The organism is Bradyrhizobium semiaridum (genome assembly GCF_020329505.1).
GTDB classification, from domain to species: Bacteria; Pseudomonadota; Alphaproteobacteria; order Rhizobiales; family Xanthobacteraceae; genus Bradyrhizobium; species Bradyrhizobium semiaridum.
The window spans coordinates 1-14,931 of record NZ_JAGKJJ010000047.1; the positions used below are offsets into that span (position 1 = coordinate 1).

Genomic DNA, 14,931 nt, shown 5'->3' on the forward strand with positions numbered 1-14,931 from the left:
CTGCTCGCCGGCGGCGTTGGTGTACTGCCAGACGCCCTGCGTCGAGAGATAGGCGTAGCCGAAGCATTTGTGGTCGGCGAGATGCATCGGATGCGTCGGCCGGCCGTGCCGCTTCAGATAGGACGGCGCCGCTACCGTGTAGCGCGGCATCCCGCACAGCCGCCGCGCGATCAGCGAGGAATCCGGCAATCGTGCGATGCGCAGGCCGGCATCAAAACCTTCGCCGATCAGATCGACCGTCGCATCGCTGAGATGCAGGTCGATCGAGACCTCGGGATAGGCCTCCAGGAACTCCGGCAGTAGCGGCGCCACCGTCTTGATGCCGAAACTCATCGGCACCGCGAGCCGCACCAGGCCGCGCGGCGTGGTCGATTGCGCCAGCGCCTCGTTCTCGGCGGCTTCGCCGTCGGCCAGCAAGCGCGCCGCGCGCTCCGACAGTTTCTGGCCCGCATCGGTCAGCGCCAGCCGCCGCGACGTGCGGTTGAACAGCCGGGCGCCGAGCCGTTCCTCAAGCCGGCTGACCGCCTTGGAGACCGTCGCCTTGGACAGCGAGAGCTCGGTCGCGGCAGCGGCAAACGATCGTAATTCCACGACTTTTGCGAAAATCGCGAGCGCCTCGAAGTCCGGCAGCTTCGACATGGGCAGCTCTCCTCGCGCTCAATTCAGGAAACAATGAGTTTCGATAGTTTCTATTTATATACCACAGCGGGAGGCATATCCAAGCGGCAACAGACGTTAACCCACCCAAGCAAGGGGAATTCAAGTGATCGAACTCAGACCATTCGCAAAGCTCGGCGGCGCCGACCATGGCTGGCTGAAGGCCAAGCACCACTTCTCGTTCGCGAGCTACTACGATCCCGCCAACATCAGCCACGGCGCGCTGCGGGTGTGGAACGATGACGAGATAGCGCCCAACACCGGCTTTCCCGCGCATCCCCATGCCAACATGGAGATCATCACCTATGTCCGCGAAGGCGCGATCACGCACCAGGATTCGCTTGGCAACAAGGGACGCACCGAGGCGGGCGACGTCCAGGTGATGAGCGCCGGCAGCGGCATCCGCCACTCCGAGTACAATCTGGAGCCGGGCCAGACCAAGATCTTCCAGATCTGGATCGAGCCGACCACGCAAGGCGGCCAGCCGACCTGGGGCTCGAAGCCGTTCCCGAAGGCAGACCGCTCCGGCAAGCTCGTCACCATCGCCTCGGGCATCGAAGGCGACAACGATGCGCTGCCGATCCGTGCCAATGCGCGGGTGCTCGCCACAACGCTGAAGGCCGGCGAGAGCGCGGAATATGCCGCCGACAAGGCCCGGCACCTCTATCTGGTGCCGGCGGCCGGCAGCATCGAGGTCAACGGCGTGCGCGTCAATGCGCGCGACGGCGCTGCGATCCGCGATGAGGCCACGCTGAAGATCACCGCGCTCGAGGATGCCGAGCTGGTGCTGGTCGACGCGGCCTGAGTTGCAACATCACCCCTCGTGATGCCCGGGTTTGGCCCGGGCATCCATCCACTTCGCAAGGAGTTCTTCGGTTGATGGATTGCCGGGGCAAGCCCAGCAACGACAGCCAAAGATCAACGTTCTTCACATCACCACAAGTCCACTTTGTCCCCAGCCTAGAAGGAAGCCATCATGGCCAAGGTTCTCGTTCTCTACTACTCGGCATACGGTCACATCGAGGCGATGGCGAATGCCGTCGCGCAAGGCGCGCGCGAAGCGGGCGCCACTGTCGACATCAAGCGGGTGCCGGAGCTGGTGCCGGCCGAAGTGGCAAAGGCCTCGCACTACAAGCTCGATCAGGCCGCGCCGATCGCCGAGATCAATGACCTCGCCAATTACGACGCTGTTATCGTCGGCACCGGCACCCGCTTCGGCCGCATGGCCTCGCAGATGGCCAACTTCCTCGACCAGGCCGGCGGCCTCTGGGCCAAGGGCGCGCTGCACGGCAAGGTCGGCGGCGCCTTCACCTCGACCGCGACCCAGCATGGCGGCCAGGAGACCACGCTGTTCTCGATCATCACCAACCTCTTGCATTTCGGAATGACGGTGGTCGGCCTCAATTACGGTTTTGCCGGCCAGATGAAGCTCGACGAAGTCACCGGCGGCACGCCCTACGGCGCCACCACGATCACCGGCGGCGACGGCAGCCGCCAGCCGAGCGAGAACGAACTCGCCGGCGCGCGCTATCAGGGCCGCGTGATCGCGGAGACCGCCAAGAAGTTGCACGGGTAAGCTCGGCGGTCGCAGGGTGGGCAAAGGCGCGCTTGCGCCGTGCCCGCCGTTACGAGCACGCAGCGAACGGTAAGCACGTTTCTGCCTTCGCCCGTGCGAGTCACGGCGGACAAGTCGCTTGTCTCTCCTACGTGCTCAATCTTCCCGCGACGGCGTCGCCTTGCCGAGCGCCTGCTTCAGGCGCGCGGTGAGCTTCGGATAGTGACGCAGCGTCAGCACGGCGCGGTCGCGCAGTGCGTGCGGCCGGCCACGCCAGCTCAGGGATGCACTGACATCGACCAGCGGCGTGCGCTGCGGCCGGAAGCGGCGCTTGTAGCTGTAATTGCCGATCGAGAAATCGAACTCGCGCACACCGTCCGTATGCAGCGCTGCGATGGTGCGGTCGATGATCAGCCGGCCCGGCGAGCAGGCTGACCATTTCTCGCCTGCATTGCTGATGCGGATCATGACGTAGCGCGAACCGGTGCGGATGCCGAGCAGCGTCGCCACCACCTCGTCGCGCGTCACGAGCGCAGTCATCAGCGCATAGCCGCTGGGGGTGCCTTCGCGCACCAAGTCGCGATAGAAGGCGGTGCAATCCTCGTTGTCGAGCACGTAATTGAGCCCGAGGCTTGCGAGCCGCGCGCCCTGCTGCACCTCCGTGACCAAAAGCAGATTCAGCGCCTCGCCGGTATCGGCTGCGATCCTGAAAGCTGCGGACGGATTGCGCGTGAACACCCGCCAGCTTCGCCCCAACCCCTTGCGAACCTTCCGCGACAGCCCCTGGTGCCGCCAGGCTGCGTAGTCGTCGCCGATCACGAGCAGATTGCCGTTGACCACAGACGGTCCGACGCCGTCGAGCAGCGCCAGCGGGTTGGATCGGCTGGCGAGCCGTATCGGCATCTTGCGCAGCCGGATCAGGTCGGCGCCGCCGCGCGACCTGCGCAACGCCATCTGCAGGTCGCGCCAGAGTTGCCGAGCCATCGCGGCGTCGCGGGGCGCGGCGGGCCCGAGCAGCGGCGCGTTGAAGTCGGTCAGATTGAGATCGGCGAATTCGACGATGTGGAGGCGGCCCTGGCGGTGGCGGATCAGCGGCAGCAGTGCCGCGCGCTCGCCGGTCGCGGCATCGGTGACGACGGCGATCAGGGGATCGACGCCGTCGGTCGCGGCGAAGGCCCGGTACCACGACGCGTGCCATTGCGGATGCTGAAAGGCGGTCGGCGGATCGATCGTTCCCCAGCGCGCCACCGCCTGCGCCCAGTCGGACACCAACTCGACGCGGAAGCCGACCGCGTTGGAGGAGGCCCGCACGCCGAATTTCTCAACCGTCGTCGTCAGCACTGTCATTTCGGCACCTACCTGCTGCCAAGCCTTATGCGGCCACCAGCTCCACCTTCGGCAGATCGACGATCTTGCCGAGCTCGGTCTCGTCGAGACGGAAGTCGATCGGGCGACGCGCCGCGCGCTCCTGCTTCACCCATTGGCCGTCGCGCAGCAGCTTCTGCATCACCTGCTTGGCGAAGAAGACCGGGCCGTGCATGCTGCGGCTGCGCGGCGCATAGCCGAACCTGTGACGCAGCATGCCATTGGCGCGATGCAGGATGCGGGCGCGGCGGATCGCGTCGTTCACATAGGATACCGTCATCGCGATGTTGACGGTGCCGAGATTCTCCACCCGGTACGGCGCATTGAGCGGCCAGCTCAGCATCTGGCCAGGCTCGAGATCGATCACCTGCGCGTGCCAGTCGTACCAGGGCTCGTAGGGGATATCGGCCTCGGCATCGAACAGCGCGATGTTCTCGAGATGCTCGGGCCGGATGAACGGCTTCGTGTTGGGATAGATGTAGACGCGCTTGCGGCCCGCTATCTGGACGAGGCCCTGCCCCGGCAGGTCGGCATGGTAGTCGACCCGTGCGTCGGGCGAGGAGATCAGGATGCCGGCCTGATGGGTCGACTTGTCGAAACCAGGGACCCTGCCCGCGATCTCGCCGAACATCTGGTCAACCATGTCGCGGTAACGGCGGTCGACCGCAGTGACGTTGCGCAGGTTCAACCACAGGCCGCCGCGCCCGATCGCCTCGATCACCTGGCGGCCGCTGAGCTTGCCGATCTCGCCCTCGCGCCAGATCCGGCTCGATCCCAGCGCGCCGGTCTTGACCAGGCTGTAATGCTCGCGCGGATAGGTCTCGATCAGCGCCGCGAGGTCGTCCATCGCGAACGCCTGCTGCCTGTGGAGGCTGTGCTCGAGCCGGATCGCACGACGGCTCCAGAGCTTGGTATGGCTATCGTTCCAGTCCGTGAAGATGCTGCCTGGCGTCATCGTCGCGCTCCTTGCCGCCTTGCGCCGTTTTGCTTCATCCAATGTCCCGATACGGGACGACGGGTAGCTGTCGCGGAAGGATTGGCAAGAAGGGTGCCGTCGTGAGATATGGCCGCTTACCGGAAGCTAATCTCTCGCCGGTAAGGCTAATGGCAACACTCCCAAGCTGGTCCGCGCAAGACCGATAGCTTTCCTGCAACCGCCATCGCGAGTTGATCGTCCCATGGCGCCTCGATCCTTGCTTTCGCCGCCGCTGCCACCTGCTGTCCGTCGCCGCAGAGGCGTGCCCTGGCTTGATCGAGGGCGTCCCCAGGGGCGTGGCGTCTGTACGTCTCCTCCGGAATTCTCACCCAAGGGCTCGCCGCCTTCGGCACGATCGTCGTGCTGGTCAATGGCGTCTTCCAGGAGGGGCGCTGTTTGCGTCGCCCACGCTCGGGCTGTTCCTGTGCCTGACCGGGCTCGTGATCGGCCATCACATGCGCCCACAAGGTGGCAGGCGAACTACTTAAGACGACTTAGAAAATTGGAGCCCGGCCGCGTCGCGACCGAGCCCATGCTCGCCGTTAGAGCGGCTTGATCTGCACCTTGCGGAACTTGACCACGCCCGAACCATATTGGAGCGCGATGTAGCCGCTCGCATGCTTGGTGTCCTGCGCGTCGACGGTCTTCTGGCCGTTCAGCGTCACGACGAAGTGCGGCCCATGTGCGGTGATCTCATAGACGTTCCACTTGCCCGCCGCCTTCGGCATCGGATCGACTTTGCCGACATCGACGATCGCGCCGGTGCCGTAGGTCGGGTCCGGCCGCTTGTCGAAGATGTTGACCTCGTAACAGACCTTGGAATCGATCGTCTTGTTGCCTTCGCAGCGAATGAAGATGCCGCTGTTGGCGTCCTCGTCGGTCCAGAACTCGGCGCGGATCTGGAAGTCCTTGTATTGGTTCTTGCTGACGAGATAGGAGAGCTCTTTGCCGTCGAGCTTGTCGGCGACCAGCGCGCCATCCTTCATTTCCCAATTAGCCTTGCCGACCTCGTCCCAGTCGCCCTTCTTGGTGCTGTCGAGCAGCGTGATCCAGCCGTCCTGACCGGAGGCAGTGGTGGAGAATTGCAGCGCGGCTGCGCCGATCAACAGACCGGCCGCGATTATCGACAGATGCTTCATGAAGATCGCCCTCCCAGTGTTTTGGTTGGCGCGCAACCTAGCATCGCCTGCGGCGCCGTAAATCCCGTTTTTCATGTTGCAGCTGCGTTATGTGATGGTTCGCGTCGCTTCCATGGGATCAGACATGCGTGCGAGCCGCCTTGTCCGGCGCGAAGGAGCGCGGCTAGCATCGCAAGGCAACAGGGCACGGCAATTGCCCGACCAAGCCCATAACGATGGGGGGATGCGATGACGGCGGCGAACCGGTCTCGGCAATACCTGATCTGGCGATACCTGATGATGCCTTTGGCCCTGGCCGGAATGCTCAGCGTCAGCTCCGCGGCCGAGCTCAATCCGGCCGCCGTCACCTACAAGCTGCCTGACCAGATTCCGTGGGGCCCGCTGGACGCGCGCGGCGCGCAGAATGCCGTCGTCGTCGGCGATCCCGCAAAGCCCGGCTTCTACATGGTCTACACCAAATGGACCAAGGGCAATCACTTCAGCCATCCGCACTTCCATCCCAACGACCGCTACATCGTCGTGCTGCAAGGCACCTGGTACGTCGGCTCGGGTCCGAAATTCGATCCCGAGCACGGCACCGTAGCGATGCCGGCGGGCAGCTTCGTCACCCATTACGGCAAGCAGGTGCATTGGGACGGCGCCAAGGATCAGGACGCGGTGCTGCTGATCATGGGCGAAGGGCCGGCGAATGCGACCGAAGTCGCGGAGAAATAGCCGGGAACGGCGCGGGTCCCACCCTCCGAACCTGTCTTCGCGGCGTAGCAACCTTTGCTGCCGTAATGCGTTTCGTCCCGTCATCAGTGTGACGAGGAGATGACGCATGACGAAAGCTGCCGACATTCGGGAACATATGGATGTAATCTCGTCGGACAAGAAGACGGTCGGCAAGGTCGACCACATGGAAGGCACCGACAAGATCAAGCTGACCAAGCAGTCTTCCCCCGACGGTGAACACCATCACTTCATTCCGCTGGCCTGGGTCGATCACGTCGACCAGCACGTCCACCTCAACAAATCAGGTGCCGACGTCACCGCACATTGGCAGCACGGCCGACAGTAGCCGTGCAGCGCGGGCGCTGGTATCGTCGCGGGCCGAGAGAGGTCCGATGCATCCCGCCGCGAAGCTGCAATTTGCCCGCATCGTCGAGGAGTTCGTGCGCTGGCGCGCCGTGGCCGAAACCGAACGGCCGCCCGCGCCGGCGTGGTGGTGGGGCCCGGCATTCGAGCTCCGCGATGCCGCAGAGCTGATGCCGGCCGCCTGGTGCCGTCAGCTCCGCCTGCCCGAAGGTGCAAGCTTCGCTCAGGGTGCCCACCAGCTGCGTGAGACATTGGGCGGTCAGACCACGCTGCCCTGGCCGTATGATTTCTCGCGCAAGATCGCATCCGCCGATTCGGATGTCCGCGACCTCCCCGTGCAACCGTCAGACGACAGCGCGTTTCCGCCCTAGATCCAGGTCGATCGCGGCCTCTTCCTCGGGCTGCAGCGGTGTCGACGACAGCGTCGGCGACGCCCGCAGGAGTTCGGCAAGGTCACGCGCCGGCAGCGGGCGGGAAAACAGGAAGCCCTGCATCTCGTCGCAGGCATGGGCGCGCAGGAATTCCTGCTGCTCGGACGTCTCGACGCCCTCGGCGACGATGGTCATGCCGAGCGCCTTGCCCATGCTGATAATCGCCTGCGCGATCGCGACGTCCTCGGAATCGTCGGGCAGGTCGCGCACGAAGGAGCGATCGATCTTGATCGTATCGATCGGGAACTGCTTCATCAGCGACATCGACGAATAGCCGGTGCCGAAATCGTCGATCGCAAGGCGGATGCCGCGGCTCTGGATCGCGTCGAGCACGCGGACCGCGCGCGTCACGTTGCGCATCACCATGCTCTCGGTGACCTCGAGTTGCAGCAGCTCCGCCGGCATGCCGCTTGCCAGCAGCGCTGCGTCGATGTCGTCGAGCAGATGCGGATCGGCGAACTGCCGCGGCGACAGGTTGACCGCCATGGTCACCGCCTTGAGGCCGCGGCGCTGCCACGCCATGTTCTGCGCGCAAGCCTCCTTCAGCACCCAGCGCCCGATCGGCACGATCAGGCCGATCTCCTCGGCGAGCGGAATGAACTGCCCCGGCGCGACCTTGCCGAGCTCGGGATGGGTCCAGCGCAGCAGCGCCTCGACGCCGCTGATCTGCCCGCTCGCCATGCCGACCTTGGGCTGATAGTCGAGCGAGAACTGCTGGCGCTCGAGTGCGCGGCGCAGCGCGCTTTCCATCGTCAGCCGCTCGATCGACTGCGCCTTGATCTCGCTGGAGAAGAAGCGGAAGCCGTTCTTGCCGTCTTCCTTGGCGAGATACATCGCCATGTCGGCATTCTTGGTCAGCGCCTGCACGTCGGAGCCGTCGGCCGGATACATCGCGATGCCGATCGAGGCAGTGGTGTGGCACTCGTGTCCGCTGAGCAGCATCGGCTGGCTGAGCGCGGCGAGCAGCTCGGCCGCGACCCGCTCGACGTCGGCGCGCTCGGCGGCCTCCTCGAGGATCACGACGAACTCGTCGCCGCCGAGCCGCGCCACCACGTCGCTCGCCCGCAGCGATCTGCGCAGCCGGTCCGCGATCGCCACCAGCAGCATGTCGCCGGCGTCATGACCGAGCGAGTCGTTGATGATCTTGAAGCGGTCGAGGTCGATGAACAGCACCGCAAGCTGCTGGCTGTGCCGGTCCGCCATCTCGATCGCGTGATGCAGCAGCTCGTTGAAGGTCTCGCGATTGGGCAGGTTGGTCAGGCTGTCATGCGAGGCGAGGTATTCGATCCGCTCGTCGGCCTTGTGCTTCTCGTCGGCGCGATCGAAGCTTTCCAGCGCAAACGCCAGATTGTCGGCGAGCCGCTGCAACAGCTCGGAGAATTCCGGCGTGAACGTATCCTTCTCCGACGCGACGAAGATCATGACGCCGACCACCCGGCCGCTGATGACGAGTGGAAACGAGGCGCCCGATCGCGTGCCGTCCTGGCGCGCCCGTTCGTGGAACGCGGCGGTGTCTGGGTCGGCAAAATAGTCGTTGATGATGCAGGCCTTGCCGGAGCGGAACGCCCGGCCGCAGGCGCCGCGGCCTTCCGGATGCGCCTCATTGATCGAGAGCGTGACTTGGCACGCGCCCGCCGCGGCCGGCCCGGCAACGGCGACCACCTCGAGATAGTCGGTGCCGGGTCGCGGCAGCGCGATCGTGGTGGAGGTGAACCGGCCCCCGCTCGCGGCCGCCTCGCAGACCAGCCGATACAGTTCGGCGCGGGACTTCGCCCGCATGATCGCCTCATTGGTGGCGCTCAGCGCCGCGAACATCCGCGACAGCCGTTCGCGCTGCGCGTCGGCGCGGGCCTTCTCGTCGGCGCGGTCGAAATTGTCGAGCGCAAACGAGACATTCTCGGCGAGCCGCTGCAGCAGCGCCATCATCTCCGGACTGAAGGTGCCGAACTCGCCGGAGAGGAACACCAGCGCGCCGATCGCCTCGCCGTTCTTGAGCAGCGGCAGCGCCGCACCGGACTTGCTGCCGCTGTCGCGGACCACCTGATAGACGTGGGTGTCGGATCCGAAATCGCTGAGATAGTCGTTGCTGATGCAAGGCCTGCGGGTGCGGATCGCAATCCCGGTCAGGGTCTGTCCCTCCGGACGCGTCGCATCGGTCGACAGCAGGACCTCGCGGGCACGAACCCGGTCGGGGCCCGACGCCGCCACGTTGTCCAGGAAGGTCTCGCCCGGCCGCACAAGGCGGATCGTGGCCGAGATGAACTGACCGCCGACCGCTGCCGCGTCGCAGACCAGCTCGAACATCTCGCTGCGGGATTTCGCCCGCATGATCGCCTCGTTGGTCGCACTCAGCGCGGCAAACATCCGCGTCAGCCGTTCCTTCTGCTCCTCGGTCCGCGCCTTCTCGTCGGCGCGATCGAAGCTGTCGAGGGCGTATGACACGTTGTCGGCGAGCCGCTGCAGCAACTCGGCGAATTCGGACGAGAAGGTGTTGCGCTTCGCGGAAATGAACAGCATCACGCCGACCGGCTGCTCACCGACGATCAAGGGAAACGCCGCGCCGGATCGCGCATCCTCGCGGTCGATCACATCGCGGAACGGGCTGTTGGCGACGTCGCCCAGGAAATCGTTGTTGATGCAGGCGCGGCGGGACCGGAACGCCGTGCCGCAGACGCCGCGCCCTTCGGCACGCGCCTCGCTGCGCGAGACGCTCAGACGGCGTGCGTTCTCCGCGGTGGGACCCGCGACCGCCATCATCTCGAAGAAATCGTCACCCGGCTTGGCGATCAGGATGCTGGTCGAATTGAAGCCGCCGCCATGCGCGGCCGCCGTGCAGACGAGCTCGAACATTTCGAGCCGCGACCGCGCCCGCATGATCGCCTCGTTGGTGGCGCTCAGTGCGGCGAACATCCGCGACAGCCGTTCGCGCTCGGCGTCGGCTCTGGCCTTTTCGGTGGCGCGGCCGAAATTGTCGAGCGCGACCGACACGTTCTCGGCGATGCCGGCCAGCAGCGCGATGATCTCCTCGTCCGCGGCCCAGGAATTGCCGATGAAGAAGATCAGGACGCCGATGCTCACTCCGAACCGGGTCAGCGGCAGCGCGACGCAGGCCATCAGACCGCTGCCGCTCGCTTGCGTTTGCGCCGAGGGGGCGGATTTCGGGATGTCGCGCTCGATGCAGGGCCGCTGGGTGCGGAATGCCTCGCCGCAAATGCCCTTGCCGTAGAGATTGGCGGGGTCGGTCGAGAACCGCGTCTGCGTGATCAGGTCGAGCGCCTCGCCGGTGCCAGCGACGGGCTCCAGCCACGACGTGTCGGGCTCGGCCAGCAGCACCACGGTGGCAAAGGATTTGCCGCTGAACACGGCGGCGTCGCAGACCCGCTGGTAGAGATCGTGCTCGGTCTTGGCGCGAAGGATCGCCTCGTTGGTGGCGCTGATGGCGCCGAACATGCGGTTCAGCCGGCGCATCGCCCGCTCGCCGCTCTTGCGCGACGCTTCGTGGTCGAAATTGTCGAGGGCAAAGGACACGTTCGCTGCGATCCGCTCCAGCAGCAACACGATCTCTTCGCCGAGCGACTGGATTTCGCGCTTGGTGACCACGAACACGCCGACGCTGCGTCCGCCGCAGATCAGCGGCACCGCCGCGGATGCCCCGACACCGGCCGCGGCCACGCCGCTGCGCCAAGCCGCCGAGCAGGGATCATTGATGTAGTCGTTGCTGACGCAGGCCTTCTGGTCACGAAACGCCCGCCCGCAGATTCCCGCGCCCTCCGAAATATTGGCATCGACCGAGATGCTGAGGCTGCGCAGCCGCGCAACATCGTCGCCGCAGCCGGCCGTGAATATCAGGCGGCCGGTATTCGGCTCCAGCAAGAATACGGCGACGGCCAGAAAGCCACCGCTGGAAAAGGCGGCTTCGCAGACCTTGCCGTACAGCTCTTCTGGCGATTTCGCGTACAGAATCGCTTCGTTGGTCGCGTTCAACGCTGCGAAGGTACGCCCGATGGTCGACTGCACAATCCTCAGGGCCCAGTGGGCCGCCCCCTTCAATCTGGCGGCGAACATTGCCGGCAGGACGCCTAAGTGAAGGTTAGTGTATCCGGCAAGTTGCGAGTCAGAGTAAACGCCTGACCAACGGCGGTGGCGGTTTTCCGGAGAATTACGGCCTCTCTGTACCAAGCTGAGGCGCTGGCGCCACCGGCAGCAACTCGCCACCCGCCCGGTGCTGGTCGCGCTAGCCAAATTCCGCGTTGCGACCGCCTTCGTTCCACACCGTGAAATCGGCGCGGCGAGTACCCTGCTCCCGGTATGGCGGACCGGATTTTCTGCGCTTGCTCGCTTTGTGGCGCTTTGAGACCATGCGGAAAACCAGTGCAAGCAAGACCCGCCGATCGCGCGGGCCGACCGCGAGGAGACCCCCATGCCGATCGTCCAGGCCGACCGTCTCACACGCATCGGCGCGGCGCTGCTCAAGGCCGCCGGCGCATCGGAGGAGGAGGCGAACGCGGTCGCCTCCGGCTGCGTCAACGCCAACCTCGCCGGCCACGATTCCCACGGTGTGATCGCGATCCCGACCTATATCGACCGCATCAAGGCCGGCCACATCGTGCCCGGCGCGAAATGGACCATCGTGCAGGAGAGCCCGACCACGACGGTGATCGACGGCCATTGGGGCTTCGGGTTCCACGTCAACGCCAAGGCGATGGAGATGACCATCAACAAGGCGAGGACCGCCAATGTCGCGGCCTGCACCGTGTTCCGCCAGAGCCATGTCGGGCGTCTGGCGCATTACCCGCTGATGGCGATGCGCGAGGGCATGATCGGCATTGCGGCCGCCGACTCCGGCCGCTCGCCGAAGCATGTCGCCCCGTTCGGCGGTCGCGAGGCGCGGCTCGGCACCAACCCGCTCTCGATCGCGGTGCCGTCCGATCTCGAGGCGCCATTCTACCTGGATATGGCGACCTCGGCGGTCGCCGCCGGCAAGATCCAGCTCGCGGTGGCGCGCGGTGAATCCATTCCGAAGGGCTGGATCATCGACGCCGACGGCCGTGACACCACCGACCCCAAGGACTACCGCAAGGGCGGCGCATTGCTGCCGCTCGGCGGCACCGAGGGCTACAAGGGCAGCGGGCTTGCCGCGATGGTCGAGGTGCTGTGCGGCCTGCTCACCGGGCTCGGCTTCGGCGTCGAGCCGACCGGCCGGCACAATGACGGCTGCTTCATGGCGGTGTTCAACGTCGCCGCGTTCCGGCCGCTGCAACAGTTCAAGAAGGAGGTCGCCGATTTCGCGCAGTACCTCAAATCTACGCCGCCCTCGGAAGGCAGCCGCGGCGTATTCTATCCCGGCGAGGTCGAGCATCTGCGCGAGCGCGAGCGGCGCAAGAACGGCATCGAGATCGAGGACGCGACCTGGGAGAAGCTGAAGGCGCTCGCCACCGACTACGAGCTCGACCTCGACCTTCGCTGATCCACCGCCGAACGCAGGAGAACGACATGACACGGCAAATGGCGCTGGTTGGCTTTTTGCAGGCGCAGAACTGCACCAACCTGCCAGGCTCCTGGCGCCACCCGGAGTCGCGCGACGATTCGATGTCGGCGGACTACTACCAGGAGATCGCCCGCATCCTCGAGCGCGGCAAATTCCACATGGCGTTCTTCGACGATCGCCTGGCGATGCCCGACCGCTACAACAACGACCATGCCCACACCGTCGAATACGGCATCCGCTGCGTGAAGATGGACCCCATCGTGGTGCTGACCACGATGGGCATGGTGACGACAAAACTCGGCCTCGCCTCGACCGCCTCCACGACCTATTTCGAGCCGTTCGACGTCGCCCGGCGCTTTGCCACGCTTGATCTCATGACGGGTGGCCGCGCCGCGTGGAACGTGGTGACGTCGGTCAATGACGGCGAAGCGCTGAACATGGGTAAGGCGCAGCATCTCGAGCACGATCTGCGCTACGATCGCGCCGACGAGTTCATGGAGGTGGTGCTCGGCCACTGGGATTCCTGGGAAGACGGCTCGCTGGTAATCGACAAGAAAAGCGGCCGCTTCGCCGACCCGACCAAGGTGAAGCGGCTCGACCACAAGGGCGAGTTCTTCACCTCGCGCGGCCCGTTCACGGTGCCGCGCTCGCCGCAGGGCCATCCCGTCATCATCCAGGCCGGCGCCTCCGGCCGCGGCCAGCGCTTTGCCGGGCGCTGGGGCGAGGTGATCTTCACCGCCGGCCGCAACCTCGCCAGCGCCAAGCAGGGTTACGACGCGATCCGCGGTGAAGCGGTCAAGGCCGGTCGCGACCCCGACCAGATGTTCCTCTGCAACCTGATCACGCCGGTCGCCGGTGCCACCAAGGCGGAGGCCGAGGACCGGATGGCGGTGATCCAGAAGCTGCCGCTCGAGATCGACGCGCTGTCGCTGCTCGCCGAGGCGCTCAATTTCGATTTCGGCGCCAAGCCGATCGACGAGCCGCTGACAACCGAAGAGTTGCAGGGCATGCAAGGCATGCTCGGCATGCGCGACGGCGTGCTGCGCGCCTCCGGCAAGACCAATCCCTCGACCCGCGACTTCATCACGTTCTCGGGCCGCGCCCAGGTGCAGGACGCGATCGTCGGCGGCCCGAAGGAGATCGCCGACCGGCTCGAGGAGATGTTCGTCAACCGCGGCTGCGACGGCTTCGTCGTCGCCGCCAGCTACGTGCCGGGCTCCTATGCCGACTTCGTCGACCACGTCGTGCCCGAGTTGCAGAAGCGCGGCTTGTTCCACAAGGACTACGCCGGCACCACGCTGCGCGAGAATCTCGGGCTCAAGCGCCCCGCCGCCGGCGCCTGGAAGACCCGCGCGCAAGTGGCTGCGGAATAAAAGGACATCATCATGCGCTGGCTGAAATTCACTGCCGCAGGCAAGACATCCTGGGGCCTCGTCGAGGGCGACACCATCACCACCGTGAGCGGCGATCCGTTCACTGAATGGAGCAAAACGGCGCAAACGCATGCGCTTGGTGACGTCAAGATCGAGCTGCCGCTGATCCCGCGCACCTTCTACTGCGTCGGGCTGAACTATCTGAAGCATCTCAAGGAGGCCGCCGACAAGGCCGGCACAGTGCCGAACATCCCCGACCGTCCCGAGATCGGCTATCGGGCCCAGAACGCGCTGATTGCGCATGACGAAGACGTCGTGATCCCGGCGTTTGCGACCGAGAAGATCCATTACGAGGGCGAGCTCGTCGTCGTGATCGGCAAGAAGGTCAAGCACCTGACCGAAGCCAACGCGATGGATTGCGTGTTCGGCTACACCATCGGCAACGACGTCTCCGAGCGCAGCTGGCAGAAGGCCGACCGCGGCCTGTGGCGCGCCAAGAACGCCGACACCTTCAAGCCGATGGGCCCGTGGATCGAGACCGACGTGAACCTCGATGCCATGGAAACCGTGATCCGTGTCAACCGCAAGGAAACCGGCCGCTTCCGCACCAACGACATGATCTTCGGCATCGTGCCGTTCCTGGTCGAGCTGACCAAGTATTTCACGCTGTGGCCCGGCGACGTGATATGGATGGGCACCGACGGCGCCTCGCCGGACCTGAAGCACGGCGACGTGGTGGAGATCGACATCACCGGGATCGGCACGCTGCGGAACAGGTTCGTGCGGGAGAGGGCATGAGAGCCGATGCCTGTCGCGCGGTAGACGCGTTATCCGAGAGTGAAGCTTCGTCCTCACCCACGACTGTCATCG

At 65.4% G+C, this 14,931-nt stretch carries 13 protein-coding genes; 8 read left to right on the forward strand and 5 right to left on the reverse strand.

Annotation, left to right across the window (positions count from 1 at the left end):
* On the reverse strand, positions 1-639 hold a 639-nt coding region (locus J6500_RS30250), incomplete at its 3' end, for a LysR family transcriptional regulator (protein ID WP_225716358.1).
* A gap of 124 nt (positions 640-763) precedes the next feature.
* Here J6500_RS30250 and J6500_RS30255 point away from each other — a divergent pair.
* Entirely contained in the window at positions 764-1,462 is a 699-nt protein-coding gene (locus tag J6500_RS30255; RefSeq protein ID WP_225716359.1) for a pirin family protein, read from the forward strand.
* A 171-nt stretch (positions 1,463-1,633) separates the two neighbouring features.
* Positions 1,634-2,233, forward strand: a complete 600-nt coding sequence (gene wrbA, locus J6500_RS30260) for an NAD(P)H:quinone oxidoreductase (protein WP_225716360.1) — start codon at positions 1,634-1,636, stop codon at positions 2,231-2,233.
* Positions 2,234-2,368: 135 nt separating this feature from the next.
* Here wrbA and J6500_RS30265 read toward each other — a convergent pair whose 3' ends face one another.
* The 3 genes from J6500_RS30265 to J6500_RS30275 form a co-directional block, all read right to left on the reverse strand.
* A complete protein-coding gene (locus J6500_RS30265; protein ID WP_225716361.1) occupies positions 2,369-3,559 on the reverse strand; it encodes a GNAT family N-acetyltransferase in 1,191 nt (396 codons plus the stop codon).
* A gap of 25 nt (positions 3,560-3,584) precedes the next feature.
* The gene (locus tag J6500_RS30270) at positions 3,585-4,532 is read right to left on the reverse strand and encodes a cupin-like domain-containing protein (RefSeq protein WP_225716362.1); all 948 of its coding nucleotides are present in this window, start codon (positions 4,530-4,532) and stop codon (positions 3,585-3,587) included.
* Positions 4,533-5,095: 563 nt separating this feature from the next.
* Positions 5,096-5,692 carry a 3-keto-disaccharide hydrolase gene (locus tag J6500_RS30275; RefSeq protein WP_225716363.1) on the reverse strand — a complete coding sequence of 199 codons (597 nt, stop codon included), beginning with the start codon at positions 5,690-5,692 and terminating at the stop codon, positions 5,096-5,098.
* Between the two features lie 276 nt (positions 5,693-5,968).
* Here J6500_RS30275 and J6500_RS30280 point away from each other — a divergent pair, with 276 nt between their 5' ends.
* The 3 genes from J6500_RS30280 to J6500_RS30290 all read left to right on the forward strand — a co-directional run bounded on the left by J6500_RS30280 (position 5,969) and on the right by J6500_RS30290 (position 7,140).
* The gene (locus tag J6500_RS30280; RefSeq protein WP_225716364.1) at positions 5,969-6,406 is read left to right on the forward strand and encodes a cupin domain-containing protein; all 438 of its coding nucleotides are present in this window, start codon (positions 5,969-5,971) and stop codon (positions 6,404-6,406) included.
* A 106-nt stretch (positions 6,407-6,512) separates the two neighbouring features.
* Positions 6,513-6,752 carry a DUF2171 domain-containing protein gene (locus tag J6500_RS30285; RefSeq protein ID WP_225716365.1) on the forward strand — a complete coding sequence of 80 codons (240 nt, stop codon included), beginning with the start codon at positions 6,513-6,515 and terminating at the stop codon, positions 6,750-6,752.
* A gap of 46 nt (positions 6,753-6,798) precedes the next feature.
* The gene (locus J6500_RS30290) at positions 6,799-7,140 is read left to right on the forward strand and encodes a hypothetical protein (RefSeq protein ID WP_225716366.1); all 342 of its coding nucleotides are present in this window, start codon (positions 6,799-6,801) and stop codon (positions 7,138-7,140) included.
* Here J6500_RS30290 and J6500_RS30295 read toward each other — a convergent pair.
* Positions 7,114-11,217, reverse strand: coding sequence for a bifunctional diguanylate cyclase/phosphodiesterase (locus J6500_RS30295; RefSeq protein ID WP_225716367.1), 4,104 nt, complete (start codon positions 11,215-11,217; stop codon positions 7,114-7,116). The two genes, J6500_RS30290 and J6500_RS30295, sit on opposite strands and share 27 nt — an antisense overlap.
* A 403-nt stretch (positions 11,218-11,620) precedes the next feature.
* On the opposite strand from J6500_RS30295, the gene J6500_RS30300 reads away from it, so the two are divergent.
* The 3 genes from J6500_RS30300 to J6500_RS30310 are packed head-to-tail and all read left to right on the forward strand — an operon-like array spanning position 11,621 to position 14,859.
* A complete protein-coding gene (locus J6500_RS30300) occupies positions 11,621-12,667 on the forward strand; it encodes an Ldh family oxidoreductase (RefSeq protein ID WP_225716368.1) in 1,047 nt (348 codons plus the stop codon).
* A gap of 26 nt (positions 12,668-12,693) precedes the next feature.
* The gene (locus tag J6500_RS30305) at positions 12,694-14,061 is read left to right on the forward strand and encodes an LLM class flavin-dependent oxidoreductase (RefSeq protein ID WP_225716369.1); all 1,368 of its coding nucleotides are present in this window, start codon (positions 12,694-12,696) and stop codon (positions 14,059-14,061) included.
* 12 nt (positions 14,062-14,073) lie between these two features.
* Positions 14,074-14,859 carry a fumarylacetoacetate hydrolase family protein gene (locus tag J6500_RS30310; RefSeq protein ID WP_225716370.1) on the forward strand — a complete coding sequence of 262 codons (786 nt, stop codon included), beginning with the start codon at positions 14,074-14,076 and terminating at the stop codon, positions 14,857-14,859.
* Positions 14,860-14,931 lie beyond the last annotated feature (72 nt).

Coding starts and splice junctions, on each gene's coding strand:
- wrbA (WP_225716360.1), top strand. CDS start 1,634: ATGGCCAAGGTTCTCGTTCTCTACTACTCGGCATACGGTCACATCGAG.
- J6500_RS30265 (WP_225716361.1), bottom strand. CDS start 3,559: ATGACAGTGCTGACGACGACGGTTGAGAAATTCGGCGTGCGGGCCTCC.
- J6500_RS30270 (WP_225716362.1), bottom strand. CDS start 4,532: ATGACGCCAGGCAGCATCTTCACGGACTGGAACGATAGCCATACCAAG.
- J6500_RS30275 (WP_225716363.1), bottom strand. CDS start 5,692: ATGAAGCATCTGTCGATAATCGCGGCCGGTCTGTTGATCGGCGCAGCC.
- J6500_RS30280 (WP_225716364.1), top strand. CDS start 5,969: ATGATGCCTTTGGCCCTGGCCGGAATGCTCAGCGTCAGCTCCGCGGCC.
- J6500_RS30285 (WP_225716365.1), top strand. CDS start 6,513: ATGACGAAAGCTGCCGACATTCGGGAACATATGGATGTAATCTCGTCG.
- J6500_RS30290 (WP_225716366.1), top strand. CDS start 6,799: ATGCATCCCGCCGCGAAGCTGCAATTTGCCCGCATCGTCGAGGAGTTC.
- J6500_RS30300 (WP_225716368.1), top strand. CDS start 11,621: ATGCCGATCGTCCAGGCCGACCGTCTCACACGCATCGGCGCGGCGCTG.
- J6500_RS30305 (WP_225716369.1), top strand. CDS start 12,694: ATGACACGGCAAATGGCGCTGGTTGGCTTTTTGCAGGCGCAGAACTGC.
- J6500_RS30310 (WP_225716370.1), top strand. CDS start 14,074: ATGCGCTGGCTGAAATTCACTGCCGCAGGCAAGACATCCTGGGGCCTC.